General features: G+C 59.4%; 16 protein-coding genes. 11 read left to right on the top strand and 5 right to left on the bottom strand.

What is annotated here, in order from left to right:
• Positions 1-119 precede the first annotated feature (119 nt).
• The 5 genes from dusB (at position 120) to ntrX (ending at position 7,368) form a co-directional block, all read left to right on the top strand.
• Complete coding sequence (gene dusB / locus ACR0MV_RS03320) at positions 120-1,103, top strand: tRNA dihydrouridine synthase DusB (RefSeq protein ID WP_480700967.1); 984 nt, start codon at positions 120-122, stop codon at positions 1,101-1,103.
• Positions 1,100-2,167 carry a two-component system sensor histidine kinase NtrB gene (locus tag ACR0MV_RS03315; protein WP_170424432.1) on the top strand — a complete coding sequence of 356 codons (1,068 nt, stop codon included), beginning with the start codon at positions 1,100-1,102 and terminating at the stop codon, positions 2,165-2,167. The genes dusB and ACR0MV_RS03315 overlap by 4 nt, the downstream gene beginning before the upstream one ends.
• A gap of 39 nt (positions 2,168-2,206) precedes the next feature.
• The gene (locus ACR0MV_RS03310) at positions 2,207-3,574 is read left to right on the top strand and encodes a response regulator (protein ID WP_480700966.1); all 1,368 of its coding nucleotides are present in this window, start codon (positions 2,207-2,209) and stop codon (positions 3,572-3,574) included.
• A gap of 99 nt (positions 3,575-3,673) precedes the next feature.
• A complete protein-coding gene (locus ACR0MV_RS03305; protein WP_480700965.1) occupies positions 3,674-5,962 on the top strand; it encodes a sensor histidine kinase NtrY-like in 2,289 nt (762 codons plus the stop codon).
• Entirely contained in the window at positions 5,959-7,368 is a 1,410-nt protein-coding gene (gene ntrX, locus ACR0MV_RS03300) for a nitrogen assimilation response regulator NtrX (protein WP_170463412.1), read from the top strand. Before ACR0MV_RS03305 ends, ntrX begins: the two co-directional genes overlap by 4 nt.
• Positions 7,369-7,380: 12 nt before the next feature.
• Here ntrX and ACR0MV_RS03295 read toward each other — a convergent pair whose 3' ends face one another.
• Positions 7,381-7,863, bottom strand: a complete 483-nt coding sequence (locus ACR0MV_RS03295; protein ID WP_170424441.1) for a hypothetical protein — start codon at positions 7,861-7,863, stop codon at positions 7,381-7,383.
• A 96-nt stretch (positions 7,864-7,959) separates the two neighbouring features.
• On the opposite strand from ACR0MV_RS03295, the gene trkA reads away from it, so the two are divergent.
• From trkA to ACR0MV_RS03270, 5 genes are all read left to right on the top strand, one after another.
• Positions 7,960-9,336 (top strand): Trk system potassium transporter TrkA, encoded by a 1,377-nt coding sequence (gene trkA, locus ACR0MV_RS03290; RefSeq protein ID WP_170424442.1) that lies wholly within the window; start codon positions 7,960-7,962, stop codon positions 9,334-9,336.
• Positions 9,336-10,874 (top strand): TrkH family potassium uptake protein, encoded by a 1,539-nt coding sequence (locus ACR0MV_RS03285; RefSeq protein WP_170424444.1) that lies wholly within the window; start codon positions 9,336-9,338, stop codon positions 10,872-10,874. The genes trkA and ACR0MV_RS03285 overlap by 1 nt, the downstream gene beginning before the upstream one ends.
• Positions 10,875-11,000: 126 nt before the next feature.
• On the top strand, positions 11,001-11,240 hold the full coding sequence (gene hfq, locus ACR0MV_RS03280) for an RNA chaperone Hfq (RefSeq protein ID WP_005982826.1): 240 nt from the start codon (positions 11,001-11,003) through the stop codon (positions 11,238-11,240).
• A complete protein-coding gene (gene hflX / locus ACR0MV_RS03275; RefSeq protein ID WP_480700964.1) occupies positions 11,240-12,511 on the top strand; it encodes a GTPase HflX in 1,272 nt (423 codons plus the stop codon). Before hfq ends, hflX begins: the two co-directional genes overlap by 1 nt.
• 18 nt (positions 12,512-12,529) lie before the next feature.
• A complete protein-coding gene (locus ACR0MV_RS03270) occupies positions 12,530-12,814 on the top strand; it encodes a putative quinol monooxygenase (RefSeq protein ID WP_480700963.1) in 285 nt (94 codons plus the stop codon).
• 1 nt (position 12,815) lies between these two features.
• On the opposite strand, the gene ACR0MV_RS03265 is transcribed toward ACR0MV_RS03270, so the two are convergent.
• The 4 genes from ACR0MV_RS03265 to hemB all read right to left on the bottom strand — a co-directional run bounded on the left by ACR0MV_RS03265 (position 12,816) and on the right by hemB (position 17,664).
• Positions 12,816-13,211: an ester cyclase gene (locus ACR0MV_RS03265; RefSeq protein WP_480700962.1), complete on the bottom strand. Its 396-nt coding sequence runs from the start codon at positions 13,209-13,211 to the stop codon at positions 12,816-12,818.
• Positions 13,212-13,318: 107 nt separating this feature from the next.
• Complete coding sequence (locus tag ACR0MV_RS03260) at positions 13,319-15,781, bottom strand: penicillin acylase family protein (RefSeq protein ID WP_480700961.1); 2,463 nt, start codon at positions 15,779-15,781, stop codon at positions 13,319-13,321.
• A 168-nt stretch (positions 15,782-15,949) separates the two neighbouring features.
• Positions 15,950-16,522 (bottom strand): lipid-binding SYLF domain-containing protein, encoded by a 573-nt coding sequence (locus tag ACR0MV_RS03255; protein WP_170424452.1) that lies wholly within the window; start codon positions 16,520-16,522, stop codon positions 15,950-15,952.
• 143 nt (positions 16,523-16,665) lie between these two features.
• Positions 16,666-17,664, bottom strand: coding sequence for a porphobilinogen synthase (hemB, locus tag ACR0MV_RS03250; RefSeq protein ID WP_480700960.1), 999 nt, complete (start codon positions 17,662-17,664; stop codon positions 16,666-16,668).
• Between the two features lie 118 nt (positions 17,665-17,782).
• Between hemB and ACR0MV_RS03245 the strand changes: the two genes are divergently transcribed.
• Positions 17,783-18,307: a thioredoxin domain-containing protein gene (locus ACR0MV_RS03245; protein WP_480700959.1), complete on the top strand. Its 525-nt coding sequence runs from the start codon at positions 17,783-17,785 to the stop codon at positions 18,305-18,307.
• Positions 18,308-18,319 lie beyond the last annotated feature (12 nt).

Below are 18,319 nucleotides of genomic sequence, written 5' to 3'. Positions count from 1 at the left end.
GCGTAAAGCTGCCTAAAAATTAAGCACATGATGATTTTGCAGGCTTGCTTCCTGCCGTTTTGTTGTTCATATGCCGCGAATTCGATATCTAAGTCGCAACTGCCCAAGGATTAAGCACGTTGACCCTGCAACTCGCTGACAAAACCCTGAATCCGCCTGTTCTGCTGGCGCCGATGGCTGGAATCACCGACCGGCCGTTCCGTGATCTGGTGATGCGCTTTGGCGCGGGCATGGTCGTTAGCGAAATGGTCGCCAGCCAGGAAATGGTTCAGGCTAAACCTGGTGTGCGCGAGCGAGCAGAACTGTCTGCCGATGTGGAAAACACCGCTGTTCAGTTGGCGGGGCGCGAGGCGCATTGGATGGCCGAGGCCGCGCGTCAGGTCGCTGATCGCGGCGCGCGGGTCATCGACATAAACATGGGATGCCCGGCCAAAAAGGTGACGAACGGTTATTCGGGGTCAGCCTTGCTGAAAACGCCCGATCACGCCCTGACGCTGATCGAAGCGGTGGTCCAGGCCGTCGACGTTCCGGTGACGTTGAAAACCCGTTTGGGTTGGGACGACAATTTGCTGAACGCGCTGGACGTGGCGCGTCGGGCTCAGGATGCCGGTATCCGCATGGTGACCATCCATGGGCGGACGCGGTGCCAGTTCTACAAGGGCCACGCTGATTGGCAGGCGATCCGGGCGGTGAAAGATGCGGTCTCAATCCCTGTGATCGCGAACGGGGACATCATCGACACCGAAGCAGCGCGAAAGGCGTTGGGCCAGTCAAATGCGGATGGCGTCATGGTGGGCCGCGGGGCGCAGGGCAAGCCGTGGGTGTTGGCCCAGATTTGTCACGACTTGTACGGCGCGGATGCCCCGGTCATTCCCGCCAACGGCGACCTGATCGACATGGTGCGTGGCCACTACGAGGCGATGCTGGCGTTCTACGGCACCGATCTTGGCCTGCGCGTCGCCCGCAAGCATCTGGGTTGGTATATGGGTGAGGCGGGCACTCCGGCCACCTTGCGCCGTGCGGTTCTGACCTCGCGCGACACTGCAGAGGTTTTGCGCCTGTTGGGCGATGCACTCAGTGGCGATACGGAGGCAGCGGCATGAACTCGGATCAGAGCATCTGGGCGTCGCTGCCCGTTCCGGCCTTTATCATCGATGCCGATGACCGGATCACGGATGTCAATTCGGCAGGTGAAGGATTCCTGAACGCGTCCCGCAAGGCGGTCATTGGCCACCCTGTCTGGGATCAGATTGCCGTCGATGCGCCTTTGGAAGAGGCATTCCTGCGTGCGCGCCAGCAAGGCACACCGCTGTTCGTGAACGACGTTGACGTCGGCTCGGGAAATCGCGCGCCGTTGCAATGTGCGCTGCAGATCGCTCCGCTGTTGGGGCATCCGGGGTTCATGATCATGACGATGTCGCCACGTGAACTGGCCGGGCGGATGACGCGGGGCAATACCGTCAAGTCTGCGGCGCAGTCCGCAATCGGTATGGCCGAAATGCTGGCACATGAGATTAAGAACCCACTGGCCGGGATCACTGGGGCCGCGCAATTGCTAAGCATGAATATCAACCAGCAAGACCTTGAACTCACGGATTTAATTGTTGCTGAAAGTCGCCGGATCGTGAAGTTGTTGGAACAGGTTGAGCAATTCGGTAACCTGTCTCAGCCCGATTTCAAACCGGTCAACATTCACGACGTTCTGGATCGTGCGCGCCGGTCAGCTTTGCTGGGCTTTGGCGCTCAAATGACGATCATCGAGGACTACGACCCCTCGCTGCCACTGGCTTTTGGAGACCCGGATCAGCTGTTGCAGGTGGTGTTGAACCTGCTCAAGAACGCATCCGAGGCGGCTGGTGACAAGGGCGGGACCATTCGCCTGCGCACCTATTTCGAACATTCCTTCCGCCTGCGTCGCAGTGACGGGTCGGGGCATTCGTTGCCGCTTCAGATCGAAATCATCGACGATGGCCCCGGGCTGCCGGACAAAATCCGCAGCGACATCTTCGACCCCTTCGTTTCCGGCAAGGAAAACGGCACCGGCCTCGGGCTGGCGCTGGTCAGCAAAATCATCTCGGACCACGACGGCTGGATTTCAGCCGAGTCGGTTCCGGGCCACACAGTATTCCGCCTGTCCCTCAGACGCGCGCCGCGCGACGCAAGCTGAGACGGACAGCCGAGCAGAGATAAGTAAGGAGAGCACCCGATGGATGGCACAGTACTGGTCGCAGATGACGACCGCACGATCCGAACCGTTCTGACCCAAGCCCTGACCCGGGCCGGGTGCAAGGTGCATGCGACCTCATCGCTGACGACGCTGATGCGCTGGGTCGGTGAGGGGAGGGGCGACGTCGTTATCTCGGACGTGGTCATGCCGGACGGAAACGGGCTTGAGATGCTGCCCAAGATCGCACAGGACCGACCGGGGCTGCCGGTGATCGTGATCTCGGCCCAGAACACAATCATGACGGCCATTCAGGCCGCCGAGGCTGATGCTTACGACTATCTGCCCAAACCGTTCGACCTGCCGGACCTGATGAAACGCACCGCGCGGGCGTTAGAGCAGAAGCAGCGCGTTCAGACCGAAGCCGCGGCCCCGGTTGAGGATCGTCCTGAAGAACTGCCACTGGTTGGCCGCACGCCGGGGATGCAGGCCTTGTATCGCCTCGTTGCGCGGGTGATGAATACTGACCTTTCGGTGATGATTTCTGGTGAAAGTGGCACCGGTAAGTCACTGATAGCGCGGGCTATTCACGATTTCTCGGACCGGCGCACGTTGCCTTTCGTGACCGCAACCGCAGGCGATCTGCGCGATCTAGAGGGCCCGGCGCGCATCATGGCGCGGGTGCGCGGTGGCACGCTGCTGATTGATGAGATCGCTGACATCGAAGATGAGATTCAGGCCCGCATCGTTCGTATGATGGACACGCCCGGCGATCATGTCCCGCGTTTCATGGCGACCAGCCAATCCGATCTGACCGAAGCGATGGAAAGCGGCCGGGTGCGTCAGGACCTGTATTACCGTTTGTGCGGCGCAACGATCCACGTTCCTGCGCTGCGCGAGCGTGTCGATGACATTACTCTGCTGGCCGACCACTTTTTAGCGCGGGAAGAGCGTGAACACGGCACGAAACGTTGGCTCAGCCCCGAGGCGGTGGAGCTGGTCCGGCGGTATTCCTGGCCCGGCAACGTCCGGCAACTGGAAAATGCGATCCGCCGTCTGAGCCTGACCAGCCGCGCCGAGGAGATATCCAAGGCCGAAGTCGAGATGGTGCTGGGCAGCCAGCCCGAAGCGGAACCTGTTCTGGGGGACGGTGAGCGGGAAAAACTCTCGGCCTCGGTTGCCCGACATTTGCGCCGCTACTTCGATCTGCACGGCAATTTATTGCCACCCCCAGGCCTGTATCAGCGCATCCTGCGTGAAGTTGAGGCACCCCTGATCGAACAGGCATTGGACGCAACCGGCGGAAATCAGGCGAAATGTGCCGATTTGCTGGGGATCAACAGGAATACGCTGCGCAAAAAAATCACCGATCTCGATATTCAGGTGACACGACGCCGCAAACTGATGTAATATGGCCACACAAAGCGTGGCATCCGGGTACACATCCGGCAACGACCACGAGATATGGCGGTAAGCCGCGAAAGCGGCACATCAGGATGAGGGCAGACGGTGGCAACCCGAGCACAGAGCGGGCTGATCCTATCGATTGATCGGTGGCGGAAATCCCGAAAACTGCGCAATATTAGCACCTTGGGGCTGGTTCTTCTGGGGCCGGTTTTGGCGCTGGCCACCTATCTGGTCATCGGTCCCTTTGATCTGGGTTCTGCCGCGCCGACGCTGCGTCTGATTCTTCTGGCCGATTTGGTCTATGTGCTGGTCGTCGCAGCCCTAGTGTTGGGGCAGGTGGGCAGCCTGATAGCTGCGCGCCGCGCCAAGTCTGCTGGGTCTCGTTTGCACCTTCGGTTGATCGGGGCATTCACGCTGCTGGCGCTTGTGCCCACGGTAACCGTGGCAATCTTTGCCGGCCTCACAGTGAATATCGGCCTCGAAGGATGGTTCTCGGATCGGGTCCGACAGGTGGTCGGATCGTCCCTGTCTGCGGCCGAAGCCTATGAGCTTGAGCATCGTCGCGGGTTGACCCAGGACGCTGTTGTTCTGTCTCGCTATCTCGACAATGCACGGGCGTTGGATTTCTACATCTCGGATGCCGAATTGCGCGAAGTTCTGGCGCAGGGCCAATCCCAAATTCAACGCGGGCTGCGCGAGGCCTATGTCATTGACGGCAGTGGAGAAATCAAATCCCGCGGGGACCGGTCTTATCTGTTCAACTACGAAGCTCCGACGCCCGAGCAGATGGTCGAGGCCACTGACGAGGGCCTTCTGATCATCGCCGATTGGCAAAACAATGAATTCCGCGCTTTGGTGCCGTTGCAGGCCTATTTGGACCGGTACCTCTATGTTAGCCGCGAGGTGGACGGAGAGTTGCTGACTCTGCTGGATGACACCAAAGAGACGGTGCAGTTCTATCAACAGCTCGAAAGCGAAAGGGGCCGGGTTCTGTTCGAATTCGGGCTTCTTTACCTTGGCTTCGCTGTCATCCTGATCCTTGCAGCAATGTCGCTGGGCATGTGGTTTGCCGAGCGCCTGTCGCGTCCCGTGGGGCGTCTGACAACGGCGGCGCAAAGGGTCGGTGCCGGAGACCTGAGTGTTCAGGTCATCGAAGAGGCCAGCGATGACGAGATAGCGATGTTAGGCCGTTATTTCAATCAGATGACACGCCAACTTAAAGGGCAACGGGACACTCTGCTTGAAAACACTCAGCAAATCGAACGCCGCCGCCGTCTGTTTGATTCGGTTCTTAGCTCGGTGACCTCGGGCGTTGTCGGTGTCGATTCGGACGGGTGCGTGACATTCGTGAACCGCTCGGCTGAACGTCTTTTGGACTGGTCGCGTGGCGAAGAACACTTGGCAATTGGGATCGCCGTTCCGGAATTCCTTCCCTTATTTGAAAGCCTTAAAGACAGCGGACAAGAGGCGGTACAGGGCGAGATTAAGGTCACGCGCAAGGGGCAACTGGAAAACCTGCTGGTGCGGATGGCAACCCGGCGTGGTGAGGATGGTGGCTTAGAAGGCTACGTGGTCGCTTTCGATGACGTGACCGATCTGGTCAGTGCGCAGCGTATGGCCGCCTGGGGCGACGTGGCCCGGCGTATCGCGCATGAGATCAAGAACCCGCTGACACCCATCCAGCTCAGCGCTGAACGGATCAAACGCAAATTCTCGCGCAAGCTGGACGAGGAGGATTGCGACAGCCTTGAATCCATGACCGATGTGATCGTGCGGCAGACAAACGATTTGCGGCGGATCGTGGATGAATTTTCGAAGTTCGCGCGTATGCCGGAACCTGACCGACGGGAAGAAGATATCGTAGGTCTGGTGCGCGAAGCGGTTCTGTTGCAGCAGGCCGGACAACCGGAAGTGCAGATCGATGCGACCTTGCCGGATCATCCGATTCAGGCGGCTGTGGACGCGACGATGCTGAATCAGGCATTGACGAACTTGATAAAGAACGCGGGTGAGGCCATTGAAACTCTTAAGAAAAAAGGTCCACCAGAAAACCTTAAGCCACAGATAAAAGTGGACGTCACCAATGACGATGCGGGAACGGTAATTACAATTGCGGATAATGGCATAGGCCTGCCCGAGGACAGGGCACGGTTGTTTGAACCCTATGTCACCACCCGCGACGAGGGCACGGGTCTGGGCCTGCCTATCGTCAAAAAGATCATAGAAGAACATGGCGGAGCGCTGACTTTGGAAGATGCGCCCGTTTTTGACGGACAGGACCATTTCGGTGCGATGGCTGTGATCCGTTTGCCGGGGGGCAATTTTTCCCAGACATCAGCGCCACAAAAGCAGGCAATCAAAACCAACAAACTGAAAGCAGGCCAAAGATGAGTGACATTCTGATCGTAGATGACGAGCGCGATATTCGCGAACTGGTGTCCGACATTCTGGAGGACGAAGGCTATGCAACCCGGTTGGCTGGCAACTCGGACGAATGCATGGCGGCCATTAACTCGGAACCACCGGGGCTGTTGATCCTGGATATCTGGCTGAAAGACAGCCGGATGGATGGGATCGATATCCTGAAGGCGGTCAAACGCGATAACCCGGATGTACCGGTCGTAATCATTTCCGGGCATGGCAACATCGAAATCGCGGTCGCCGCGATCAAGCAGGGGGCTTACGATTTTATCGAAAAGCCCTTTAACATCGACCAGCTGATGGTGGTTATCCGCCGCGCGATGGAAACGTCGCGTCTGCGCCGCGAGAATGCCTCGCTCAAGCGCCGCGAGGTCACGAATTCGGATATGATCGGCAAGTCGGCCTCGTTCCGGGCAATGCAGAGCCATTTGGACAAGGTGACCAAATCAAACGGCCGAGTTATGCTGAGCGGACCGGCTGGGTCGGGCAAAGAGATTGCAGCGCGCTACATCCACGCCCATTCCAACCGCGCCAATGCGCCGTTTGTCACCGTTAACTGCGCCGGGATCGAACCTGAGCGTGTCGAAGAGGTGCTGTTCGGACGCGAATCCTCGGAACGCGGGATCGAATCCGGTCTGTTGGAAGAGGCGCATGGCGGCGTGATCTATTTCGACGAAGTCGCCGACATGCCCTTGGGCACGCAGTCCAAGATTCTGCGCGTGCTGGTCGATCAGCAATTCCAGAGGGTAGGTGGCTCGGACAAAGTTCGGGTTGACCTGCGGGTGATCTCTTCGACCAACCGCGATCTTGAGGCTGAGATCGAAGGCGATCGGTTCCGCGAAGAGCTGTATCATCGACTGAATGTTGTACCGATTGCCGTTCCGTCGTTAGAGGATCGGCGCGAAGATATCCCGGTTCTGGCGCAGCACTTCATCGAAATGTGCAACGAAACCCAAGGCTTGCCGGTGCGCGACATCTCGGAAGAGGCCGTAGCGCTGCTGCAGACTATGACGTGGCCGGGCAATGTGCGTCAGCTCAAGAACCTGATCGAACGTGTTCTGATTCTTGGGGACGGCACAGGCCCCATCGAAGCCCGCGAGTTGCCGACCGAAGAGGAAAAGACAGACGATTCTGGCCGCGTGGTCCTGTCTGGTGCCCTGGCGACTCTGCCGCTGCGTGAAGCACGCGAGGCGTTCGAGCGTGAATACCTGCTGACCCAAATCAATCGTTTTGGCGGCAATATCAGCCGGACAGCCAGCTTTGTCGGGATGGAGCGCAGCGCGCTGCACCGCAAGCTGAAATCCTTGGGAGTTGTGACCTCGAACAAATCCGGCGCGCGCGTAGCACAGATCGACGAACCGGAACCGGCGGAGTAATCCGCCGGAGCATCACCCCGCCTGACCCGGGGTGATGATCTGGAATGATCCGTCGTCGAATTTCACGTAACAGGATTCGGTGCCCAGCGGCGGCAATTTGGTCGTGCGCTGTGCTGCAACGCTGGCTTTCACGTTCTGTTTGCAAGGTGGCAGGCTGACCGGGCGATAGCCCTTTTGGGCCATGCATTGCGCCTCAACGGAGTTGCGCAGCCCTGCGTTGACATCAACGGTATAAACCTGCCCCGGTTGCCACCAGCCGGGTGAGCGGTGGCAGTGGCCGCGACTGTCGCAGTAGGTGCGACCGGGCCAATAAGTGGGTGGGCTTTGCCGTACCTGATTGGCCACGGGCACGTTCTGAACGGCCTGAACTTGGCACTGGGTGGTATCAGACTGGGCGCGCGCAACGCTTTCGCCCTCGCGATAGTACAGCGACAAGGGGCCCGTACACGCGGACAGGGCCATCACGGGAATAAGCAAGTGAAGCACTGATTTCATGGGCTTATCTTGCCTCAGTTTGGCAGATATGACAATTCAATTGACCGCTATGGGGGCATCTGTCATTCAAGGATTTCAGGCAGAAGGGCCAGAAACATGAAGGTCATCATTTGCGGTGCCGGTCAGGTCGGCTGGCAGATCGCACGTCACTTGTCGGGCGAGCTGAATGACGTAACGGTGGTGGACAACAATCCCGATCTGGTGCGCCGGGCGACAGAGACGCTGGATGTGCAGGGGATCGCCGGGTTTGCCAGCTATCCGGACGTGCTTGAACGTGCAGGGGCGCGAGACGCCGACATGATCATTGCTGCGACCCATTCGGACGAGGTGAATATGGTCACCTGTCAGATGGCGCACTCCATTTTCTCGATCCAACGCAAGATCGCGCGTCTGCGGTCGAAATCTTATCTGCAGGCTATTCATTCGGACCTGTTTCGCCGCGATCACCTGCCGATTGATGTGGTGATCAGCCCCGAGCGCGAGGTCGCGGCAGCCGCGATGCGCCGTTTGTCGGCACCCTCGGCATTTGATACCGAGATGTTCATGGACGGGCAGGCGCAGTTGCTGGGCATTCGCATTGACGAAGACTGCCCGATCGTGAACACGCCTCTGCGCCAGTTGACGGATCTGTTTTCGACGCTCAGCTCGATCGTGGTTGGGGTTCGACGCGAAGGCACGCTGTTCGCTCCGGAATCCGAAGACCAGCTGTTTGTTGGCGACGAATGCTATGTCTTTACCAATGTCAAAGACGTGGACCGCACCATGGAGGTGTTCGGTAAGGCTCAGAAAAAGCAAGACCGCGTGGTGATCGTGGGCGGCGGCAATGTAGGGCTCGAGGTCGCACGGACACTGGAAGAACGCGAAAGCCGCGTCCGCGCCAAGGTTATTGAACGCGACCGTCAAAGTGCAGAACTTGCTGCTGAGGCACTGGAGCGTACGATTGTTCTGAATGGCGACGGTCTGGACGCCGCGCTGTTGCGCGAGGCGGGGATTGAGCGGGCCGATGCGATGTTGGCGGTCACCGATGATGACCGTTCGAACATGCTGGCCGCCGTGCGGGCCAAAGCCGAGGGGTGCGCCCTTGCGATTGCGCTGATCAACGACCCCAGCATGGTGGCGCTGATGGGGCCGCTGGGAATTGACGCTTACATCAACCCGCGTGCGACCACCGTCAGTTCGATCCTGCGCCATATCCGTCACGGGCGGGTGCGTCAGGTCTATTCGATTGGCGATGCCGAGGCCGAGGTGATCGAGGCCGAGGTCCTGTCGACCTCTCCGATGGCCGGACAGAAATTGCGGGACATCGATTTTCCCGAAGGCGTTCTGGTGGGGGCCGTCCGAAAGGGCGACGAGCTGTTGCGTCCGACCGGCAGCCTGCGGATTGAAGAAAAAGACGTCTTGGCGATCTTTGCCATGGCCAAGGACGTGCCCGAAGTCGAGCGCCTGTTGCAGGTTTCAATCGATTTCTTCTGATGGCGCGCGCTCGGAGACAACAGATCAGGCTGATACAGCGCTTACCGCTGTTCCTTTTGATCTGGGGAATTGTGTCTCTTTCGATGTGGATTCCGGCAATATATGCGCTGGCTCTGGATGACCACGACACGTCACGGTCGTTCTTCTATTCGGGTTTGCTGGGCTTGTTTGTCGTCTCGACCATCGCCTTGGCTTCATCCAACCGGATACCGCGTCGCGGAACCCTGGGGCAGTTGGCCGTTTTGCTGGGCTGCTTTACGATACTGCCCCTGTTTCTGGCCATCCCGCTACATGACGCCTTGGGCAACACCACCTTTCTGAACGCCTATTTCGACATGGTCAGCGCGGTGACGACGACCGGCGCCGACTTGTTTCCCGACCCGGACCGGCTGACAGCGCCCCTGCATCTGTGGCGGGCGTTGGTCGGATGGATGGGCGGTTTGCTGATGTGGATCGCAGCGGCGGCCATTCTGGCCCCTTTGTCGCTGGGCGGGTTCGAGATTACGGCGCGCGGTCAACCTGGCCGCCCGGTCTCTGGCGTGGCCCAAAGCGAAGAGGTGGATCCGCGCGGTCGCCTGATCCGTGTGACGCTGACACTGACCCCAGTCTATGCCGGTCTGACCGCCGTCATCTGTATCCTGCTTCTGGTTGCCGGTGAAAACGGCCTGACCGCCGTGTGTCACGCGATGTCCACCATGGCCACGTCCGGGATTTCTCCGGTCGGGGGGCTGGAGGGCGCGCAGGCGGGCATTACCGGCGAGGCCATCCTGTTTCTGTTCCTGTTCTTTGCGCTTTCGCGGCTGACCTTTTCCACCGATACGGCGACCACGGGCTATTCCCGCCTGGATAAGGACCCCGAGTTTCGGATTGGCCTGATGATCGTTGCCTTTGTGGCAGCCCTGTTGTTTGCGCGGGTATGGGCTGGGGTGCTTGAGATCGGCAACCAGTTAGAGCCGATGCAGGCGCTTGGCGTGATCTGGGGGATGACGTTCACCGCGTTGTCATTCCTGACCACAGCCGGGTTCGAAAGCGCCAACTGGAACGATGCTCAGCAGCTGTCAGGTCTGGGGACGCCCGGGCTGATCCTGATGGGGCTTGCGCTGATCGGCGGGGGCGTGGCGACCACCGCCGGGGGTGTCAAACTGCTGCGCGTCTTTGCCCTGTACCTGAATGGCGCGCGCGAGATTGACCGCCTGATCTATCCCTCATCCGTCAGCGGTATTGGCGGCGGAAACCGGCGCATTCAAAGCGACGGTGCCTTTATCGCCTGGATCTTCCTGATGATGTTCGCGCTGACGACCGCGTTGTTTAATCTGCTGTTGGCCGCCATGGGGTCGGGGTTTGAACAGGCGATGGTTCTGAGCGTCGCAGCGCTGAGCACCACGGGCCCGTTGATCGAATTGGCCACGGATGTTCCCATCCGATTGGTCGATTTGCCCTGGGGGGCAAAGCTGACCTTGTGCGCGGCGATGGTGATCGGGCGGTTGGAAACGTTGGCGATCATTGCGCTGATTACGCCAAGCCTCTGGCGGGACTGAGAATCCTCACCTGCAGGCCTGCCTGATTTTTCATCTGGAATATCGGTTAACGACACTCCATACTCTGCCGGAGGGAGCGCGTTGGTCCGCAGCGCGTAGCAAGAACAATGGCGAGATTATAAAAATATGGCTTCGGACAGACAGAATCTGCAGGACGCGTTCCTGAACAATGTACGGAAAGCAAAGGTCCCGGTCACAATATTCCTGATCAACGGCGTGAAATTGCAGGGTGTGATCACCTGGTTCGATAATTTTTGCGTGCTTCTGCGCCGCGACGGACAGTCGCAGCTGGTCTACAAACACGCGATTTCAACAATCATGCCGTCACAGCCGATCAACCTGTATGAGGGCGAAGACGCCTCTTGATGGAGCATGACAGGGTGCGCACCCGGGCCTGGGTGTTGCATCCGGAAATCAAATCAGATGAACAGCGCCGTGTCCCCGAACCGGCGCTGGAAGAGGCGGTGGCTTTGGCTGCCGCTTTGCCCGATCTGGACGTGATCGGGTCCGAAATCGTGCGTCTTCAGCGCGCCCAGCCGGGGCTTTTGTTCGGCAGTGGCAAGATTGAGGAACTGGGCGCGCGGTTCAAGGAAAATGAAATCGAACTGGTGCTGATCGACGGACCGGTGACCCCCGTGCAGCAGCGCAATTTGGAAAAGGCGTGGAAAGTTAAGATCCTCGACCGGACCGGACTGATCCTTGAGATTTTTAGCGACCGCGCCCGCACCCGCGAAGGTGTGTTGCAGGTCGAGATGGCCGCGCTTAGCTATCAGCGGACGCGTCTGGTGCGCGCCTGGACCCACTTGGAACGGCAGCGGGGCGGTTTGGGCTTTGTCGGCGGTCCGGGTGAAACCCAGATCGAGGCGGACCGTCGGGCGATTGATGAACAACTCGTGCGCCTGCGGCGGCAATTGCAAAAAGTGGTCAAAACCCGCGAACTGCACCGCAAAGCGCGGGCCAAAGTGCCGTATCCGATTGTGGCCTTGGTTGGGTATACCAACGCGGGCAAATCCACGCTGTTCAACCGGCTGACCGGTGCCGAAGTCATGGCCAAGGATATGCTGTTCGCCACGCTGGACCCAACCATGCGGCGCGTTGAACTGCCAGACGGTCCCGAAGTGATCCTGTCGGATACAGTGGGGTTCATCTCGAACCTGCCGACCGAATTGGTTGCAGCGTTCCGCGCCACGCTCGAAGAGGTTCTGGGCGCTGATATCGTCGTTCATGTGCGCGACATCAGTCACGAGGAAACCGACGAACAGGCGCAGGACGTCGAGGCTATTCTGACCTCGCTGGGTGTCGATGACGAACGCCCACGGCTTGAGGTTTGGAACAAGATCGACCTGCTGAGCGATGACGAGCGCGAAGCCGCATTTGCAAGGGCCGAGCGCGATCCGTCGATCTTTGCCATCTCTGCCGTGACAGGTGAGGGGATCGAACCCTTGCTGGCCGAAATCGCCGTCAAACTGCAAGGCGTGCGGCATGAAACCACTCTGACGCTGGGATTTGCCGAAGGAAACAAACGGGCCTGGCTGTTCCGCCAGGACGTCGTGCGATCCGAAGAGCAGACGGAGGATGGGTTTCAGATCACCGTCCTGTGGACCGACAAACATGCGGCGCAGTTCGCGGCCCTGTGAGGGGCACAGGAGTTCACGATGCCAGAAGCCAAGGTATTCTTAAGAGGCTATATTTCTGTACCTGCGGACCGTATCGCGCAGGTACGCGCAGCCTTGTCGGATCATATCGCGCTGACGCGGGCCGAGCCTGGCTGCATTGCCTTTGATGTCGTGGAAGACGGGGAAGTATCGGGTCGTTTCAACGTCAGTGAGGTCTTCGAAGACCAGGCCGCCTTTGACGCGCATCAGGCGCGGACAAAAGCTTCCGAGTGGTTCAAGGTGACCGAGGGTATACCGCGAGACTACGAGATCACGCGCGAATAGGTTACTTGCCGTCAATCTGACGCTGATAGTCCTCGGCATCGAACCAGCCGAGCGACGATTGCACCTTGTTGTCCGCCGTCAACTCCCATTCTTCCCAGCCACGTGTGACGACATGATTGCCGGTTTGCGCGTGGTGGCCCTCCAGGGTCCAGACAAAGATAGCGTGGGTACCGGCCCATCTCAGCATGTCGCAGCGCACCTCGAGGTCCGGGAAATCGGCATAGAACCCGCGCGCCATCTCCGCGACAGCGGCGCGGCCGACAATGGGTTCGCCCCGGTTGATGATGATCTGACCGTCCGGGGCATAGAAACTGGCGACAGAGTCTGGGTCGCCCGAACTCCAGGCGATTGCGTAGTCGCGGGCGAGATTGTTCATCATATCCCGAATACTGGCCATCTGTACCCCCCGGCTCGAAATGGTCGCCTCTCAGATCGTAGGCGAAAACACCGGTGCGCGTCCACGACCCAGGAAAAAAGGGGCAAGGTCTTGCCGAAGCGTCGAAATCAGCGCGGGATCAGGTTGGTCACGCCGACCGCGGCGGCGCGGGCCAGATCAAGGTCCAGCGACATCGGGATATACTCGCCCCTTCGCCACAGCTGCGCCTGATCATCATAGTATCGCGACAGGAAATGACCGGACTGACCGGTCGCGGTGATAAAGACCGAGCTGTTGGGGTCGGCAAAGTCGTAGACCCCGCGATAGCCTGCGCCATGGACATTCTGGAAGGGGTCGGGGCCTTCGCCCGAGGTGCGGCCACGCAGCAGCGTGTTGTCGCCGCCGCTGGTGGACTGGCGGATATTGACGAAGAAGCGCAGCACCGGAACCGATCCCAAAACCGGGTGGTCATGAGTGGCCTGATGCGCATCACCCCAGCGCAGGGATTCCAGTGCGTCGCCATATTTCTCGGTGATCCAGATCAGCGCATCGTCCAACGCAAGCCGGGCCATGTCCGTGCAGGTTTCCACCGGAGCGCTTTGGCGCACGTCGCACCAGACCGAGGCCCCGTCGATATCGCGGTAAACCCGTTCGATGAATAAGGGTTCGACATGCTTATACTCGGCGGCCAGCGGCCCGAGCTCGTCCGAGATCAGCCGGATCTGCAGCGCTCGCAGCCATGCGGCATAGATCAGCGGCTCGGGCAGGTGCTCGTTCATTTCACCATTCCACTCGGCCAGCAGCGACAGGGCGACCTGCCGCTGTCGTTCAGGGGTGCCTTCGGGGGCCGAGGCTCCGGTGAACCACAGATCGGCACCAATCAAAGGCAGCAGCGAACGGGCGGTAAAGCTGACGGTGTCCAGTTGCGCTTCGATAAAGCTGTCGCGGGTGTGAACCTCGCGCGATTGCATCAGGCGTTCCCAGCGGTGAACGCGCTGTGTGTCGCCCCATTCGTATGAGACATGGTTTGGGAAGGGACGGTCGATGATCTTGTTGTTGGTGTTGCCGAGTATCCCGCCCGCTGGGGCCACGAATTCCGGGTTGTCCGCGTAGGGCAGGCGGCCCTGCCACAGGTTTTCGGCCAGCCAGCCGGGTGTCGGGATGCGGCCGCGGCTTTGGTTGCGAATATCACGTTTCGGCATCGCCCCGATCAGCTTCATGCCAATAGTGTCTTTGTCGACCAGCGACAGGTTTTGCGAGGGCGCGATGAACAGCTCGGCTGCATCAATCGCTTCGCGTACGCTATCCGAATTCATCAAACCCATTGACGCGGTCATCGACGTGTCGCGCGGGCTGAGAGCCGTCCAGGACAGGGATGCGACGTGGCCCGGCGGCGTGATCGTCTCGAGATCATAGTGAGTGCCGGGCAGAACCGGTCCGTTTTCTGTCCAGCGCAGGGTCAGAGTGATCGGCGCCTGGTCTTTGATTTCGATAATCGAGGGGCGGGTGCGGAACCGTTTGTAGCCATCCGGCGTTAGATATTCTTCGGGGTTTTCAGGGTTCAGCTTCTCGATATGTATGTCTTGATCGTCCAGATAGGACGAGGTCAGGCCCCAGCCCAGACGATCACTGCGTCCGGTCATGATCGCGGGAATACCGGGAATGGTCGCGCCGATAACGCCGCCTTTGGCCAGTTCGAGCCGGGCAAGATACCAGACACCGGGCGCAGTGAGGCCCAGATGCGGGTCGTTGGCAAGCAATGTGCCTCCGATCGCCGAGCGCGAAGGCGCGGCGGACCATGCGTTGGATGCCCCGGCCAATCCGCGTTTGGGGAATGGGGACAAGGGCGTGTCGGGCATCGGAGTGCCCTCGGCATAGCGCGGCAGGCCGGGGAACAGGGCCGCATATTCGGGCAACGCCGCGATGCCCGCGCCGGGCACGTCCGGCAGAATATCGGATAGCCGTTGCGGGTCGTTCAGTATCAGCGAAGTCCGTGCGCGCAGCACTTCATCCTTCAGATGGCCGGACAGCTGAAGGCTCATCAGTTTGATCACCGCGATGCTGTCACCCGGCTGCCACGGCGAAACGGGTGCGTTGAACAGGAACATCTCGGGCGCGCCACGACCCAGCGCGTTTTCGTTGATCTCATCCAATCGCGCATTGACGCCCGCAGCATATGCCCGCAGCGCCGCCTTGGTGTAATCGTCCTGAACCTGGACCGAACGGTGCGCCAAGCCATAAAGATCAAACCGCCGCAAAAGCTTGTCGATTTCGACCGTGCGCGCGCCAAAAACCTCGGACAGGCGACCCTGCGCAGTGCGGCGCATCACGGTCATCTGCCACAACCGGTCCTGTGCGTGCGCATAGCCCAAACCAAAGAACACGTCGGGGTCGTTTTCAGCCAAGATATGGGGAACATTGGCCGTGTCGCGCACGATTTCGACCGGGGCGCTCAGCCCGTTGACTTCTACGGTCTGGTCGTAATCCGGCAGGGATTGGCTGGCGAGAAAGTAGACAAGAACCACGGCCGCAACCGCCAACAGGACCAGACCCGTTGCAATCCGAACCAGCCAGCGAAAAACAAGACCCATGAACGCCCCACATTCCCGTACGAAATCATTGGCTGAACCCTACTGGAAGGGCCTACCGACCGAAAGAGGAACGGCCCGCGAACGTTGAGTTAAGCTGCAGAGATGAAAAACCCCGCCGCGTCATTGACGACGCGGCGGGGTGCGCTTGAGGGGGTGTGGTATTCGAAATTAGGGAATGATGCGCGTGTATTTGGTGCCTTCTAGCGTCGCACCGAACAACAGACCGGCCTGACCAAAGATGGCCGCGATCACCGGGGTGCGCAGAGTGGTGGTTGTCGTCGAAAGGGTGCTGCCGGTTGCATCGACCACATAGCCGATGTCAGCGCCCGCGGTCCAACCGCTGGAACGGCGGAAATCGTTCAGCGCGTCCTCGGTCATGAAGAACAACACATGCGCGTATTGCTGTGCGCCGATCTGCAGGCCAGCGCTGCCCTTGACGGCCGAGTAGTAGTCGACCGTCGCACCATTGATCCGCAGCGCACCCTGGCCAAAGCCGCCGCCAAAGATGAAGCCGGCCTCGGTGATCAGGGGCATGACCAGCATGCCAGTGGACTTGTTGGCGATCTCGACCGTGTTTGGATACTTGGTGAACATCTCGTTCAGGGTGACGTTCACACGGGCGTCGATTTGGGCCGCGTTCGAATTGCCCACGCCGTTGCCGCAGGCTGCTGTGACCGTCAGTCCGGCCATGCCAAGCGCAAAGCCACGACGGTTCAGTCGGGGGGAGTTGGAACTGCTCATGTTTTTTCTCTGTATTATAACTGCCTGATGTGTCGGGTGATCCCGATCTTATGTGCAAGAATACGCCGATTGCGTCCGTGTGTCACGGGAAAGCTGGGCCGCTCACCTTGGCGATCGGCGAAAAATTGCGACTGTCCGGGGTTTTAGCCTTGCAGGATGCGCGCGACCTGAGGCGCAAAGTAGGTCAGGATACCGTCGCAGCCTGCGCGTTTGAATGCCAGAAGGCTCTCTAGCATTACCTTCTCGCCATCGATCCAACCGTTATGGGCCGCAGCCTGTACCATCGCGTACTCGCCGGACACCTGATACGCATAAGTAGGCGCGCCAAATGCGTCTTTTACACGGCGGCAAATGTCCAGATAGGGCATGCCAGGTTTGATCATCACCATGTCCGCGCCTTCGGTCAGGTCGCGTTCGATCAGGCGCAGGGCCTCGTTCGAATTGGCGGGGTCCATCTGATAGGTTTTCTTGTCGCCGGTCAGAGCGCCGGATGCGCCGACGGCATCGCGGAATGGACCGTAAAAGGCGCTGGCGTATTTCGCGGCATAGCTTAGGATCATCACGTTGTGATGGCCCGTAGCCTCAAGCGCGCGGCGCATCGCGCCAATGCGGCCATCCATCATGTCGGACGGACCAATGATGTCGGCCCCGGCATCGGCCTGCGCAAGTGTCATTTTGACCAGCGCGTCGACCGTCTGGTCGTTCACAATCTCGCCATCGACCACGTACCCGTCATGGCCGTTGATGTTGTAAGGGTCCAGCGCGACGTCGGTCATCACGGCGATTTCCGGGGCGGCTTCCTTGACTGCGCGAATGGCCCGGTTCGACAGATTGTCCGGGTTCCACGCTTCGGCACAATCTTCGGTTTTCAGGGACGGATCTGTGTAGGGAAAGATGCATATCGCCGGAATCCCCAGCGCCTGCGCCTCAACGGCGGCCTTTGCGATCAGATCGACCGAGCGGCGTACAACGCCGGGCATCGAAGGGACGGGCTCTTCTATCCCTTCGCCGTCCCTTACAAACACCGGCCAGATCAGATCGTCGGTGGTCAGCGTGTTTTCCCGAACCAGTCCACGGATGGCTTCAGATTGGCGCGCCCGACGAAAACGGGTCAGAGGGTAGGGGGCGATGGTCGGTTTCATGGCGCGCTCTCCTTGAATATTCGTGCATTGGGTGGCATGAATTCCCAGTGGTCTCAAGGGTACAATGGACGCGCTTGTTCGAAGAAGGCCCCAAAGACAGTGAACAAAGGGCTGACGCGTGGATCTGCACTCTTCGATTTTCGAACTCATTGACATGCGAAGCTTTTCGAATCTGTGGTACTGGATCGGACTGGCAGTATTGTGGTCGTCGGCCAGCCATTGGGCGATGGGTGTGCCTTATGACCTAGTTGTGCGGGCGCGTCGAACTGGCGGTCAATCCGAACGGGATCTGCTGGACATCGTGCGGATCAACAGGAACCGTGTTCTATACATCGTCGACGAGTCCGGTTTGGTTCTTATGGCGCTAAGCTGTTTTTTCTTCACCGGGCTGGCGATGCTGGGGTTTTATTATGAGGTGGAGTTTGCACAGGCCGTGTTTTTGTTGGTATTCCCTCTCACACTGGTGACGCTGATCAACATCCGCGCGGCACGTAAGCTGAACCGCATTGAGCCGGCGCTTGAACCTGTGGCAAAAATCCTGACACGGTGCAGAATTTACACGCAGATTATTGGCATGATCTCAATTGTGATTACCTCCCTGTGGGGTATGTACCAGAACCTGACGATCGGCGTTCTGGGATAAGGACAATCGGAA

Source organism: Ruegeria sp. BC3, assembly GCF_056539265.1.
Note: the sequence above shows the minus strand (reverse complement) of the source record. Positions and strands in the feature narration are given on the sequence as shown.

What these genes read in the sequence shown, in the direction of transcription:
- ACR0MV_RS03315 (WP_170424432.1), top strand. Translation starts at nt 1,100, where the DNA reads ATGAACTCGGATCAGAGCATCTGGGCGTCGCTGCCCGTTCCGGCCTTT.
- ACR0MV_RS03310 (WP_480700966.1), top strand. Translation starts at nt 2,207, where the DNA reads ATGGATGGCACAGTACTGGTCGCAGATGACGACCGCACGATCCGAACC.
- ntrX (WP_170463412.1), top strand. Translation starts at nt 5,959, where the DNA reads ATGAGTGACATTCTGATCGTAGATGACGAGCGCGATATTCGCGAACTG.
- ACR0MV_RS03295 (WP_170424441.1), bottom strand. Translation starts at nt 7,863, where the DNA reads ATGAAATCAGTGCTTCACTTGCTTATTCCCGTGATGGCCCTGTCCGCG.
- trkA (WP_170424442.1), top strand. Translation starts at nt 7,960, where the DNA reads ATGAAGGTCATCATTTGCGGTGCCGGTCAGGTCGGCTGGCAGATCGCA.
- ACR0MV_RS03285 (WP_170424444.1), top strand. Translation starts at nt 9,336, where the DNA reads ATGGCGCGCGCTCGGAGACAACAGATCAGGCTGATACAGCGCTTACCG.
- hfq (WP_005982826.1), top strand. Translation starts at nt 11,001, where the DNA reads ATGGCTTCGGACAGACAGAATCTGCAGGACGCGTTCCTGAACAATGTA.
- hflX (WP_480700964.1), top strand. Translation starts at nt 11,240, where the DNA reads ATGGAGCATGACAGGGTGCGCACCCGGGCCTGGGTGTTGCATCCGGAA.
- ACR0MV_RS03270 (WP_480700963.1), top strand. Translation starts at nt 12,530, where the DNA reads ATGCCAGAAGCCAAGGTATTCTTAAGAGGCTATATTTCTGTACCTGCG.
- ACR0MV_RS03265 (WP_480700962.1), bottom strand. Translation starts at nt 13,211, where the DNA reads ATGGCCAGTATTCGGGATATGATGAACAATCTCGCCCGCGACTACGCA.
- ACR0MV_RS03260 (WP_480700961.1), bottom strand. Translation starts at nt 15,781, where the DNA reads ATGGGTCTTGTTTTTCGCTGGCTGGTTCGGATTGCAACGGGTCTGGTC.
- ACR0MV_RS03255 (WP_170424452.1), bottom strand. Translation starts at nt 16,522, where the DNA reads ATGAGCAGTTCCAACTCCCCCCGACTGAACCGTCGTGGCTTTGCGCTT.
- hemB (WP_480700960.1), bottom strand. Translation starts at nt 17,664, where the DNA reads ATGAAACCGACCATCGCCCCCTACCCTCTGACCCGTTTTCGTCGGGCG.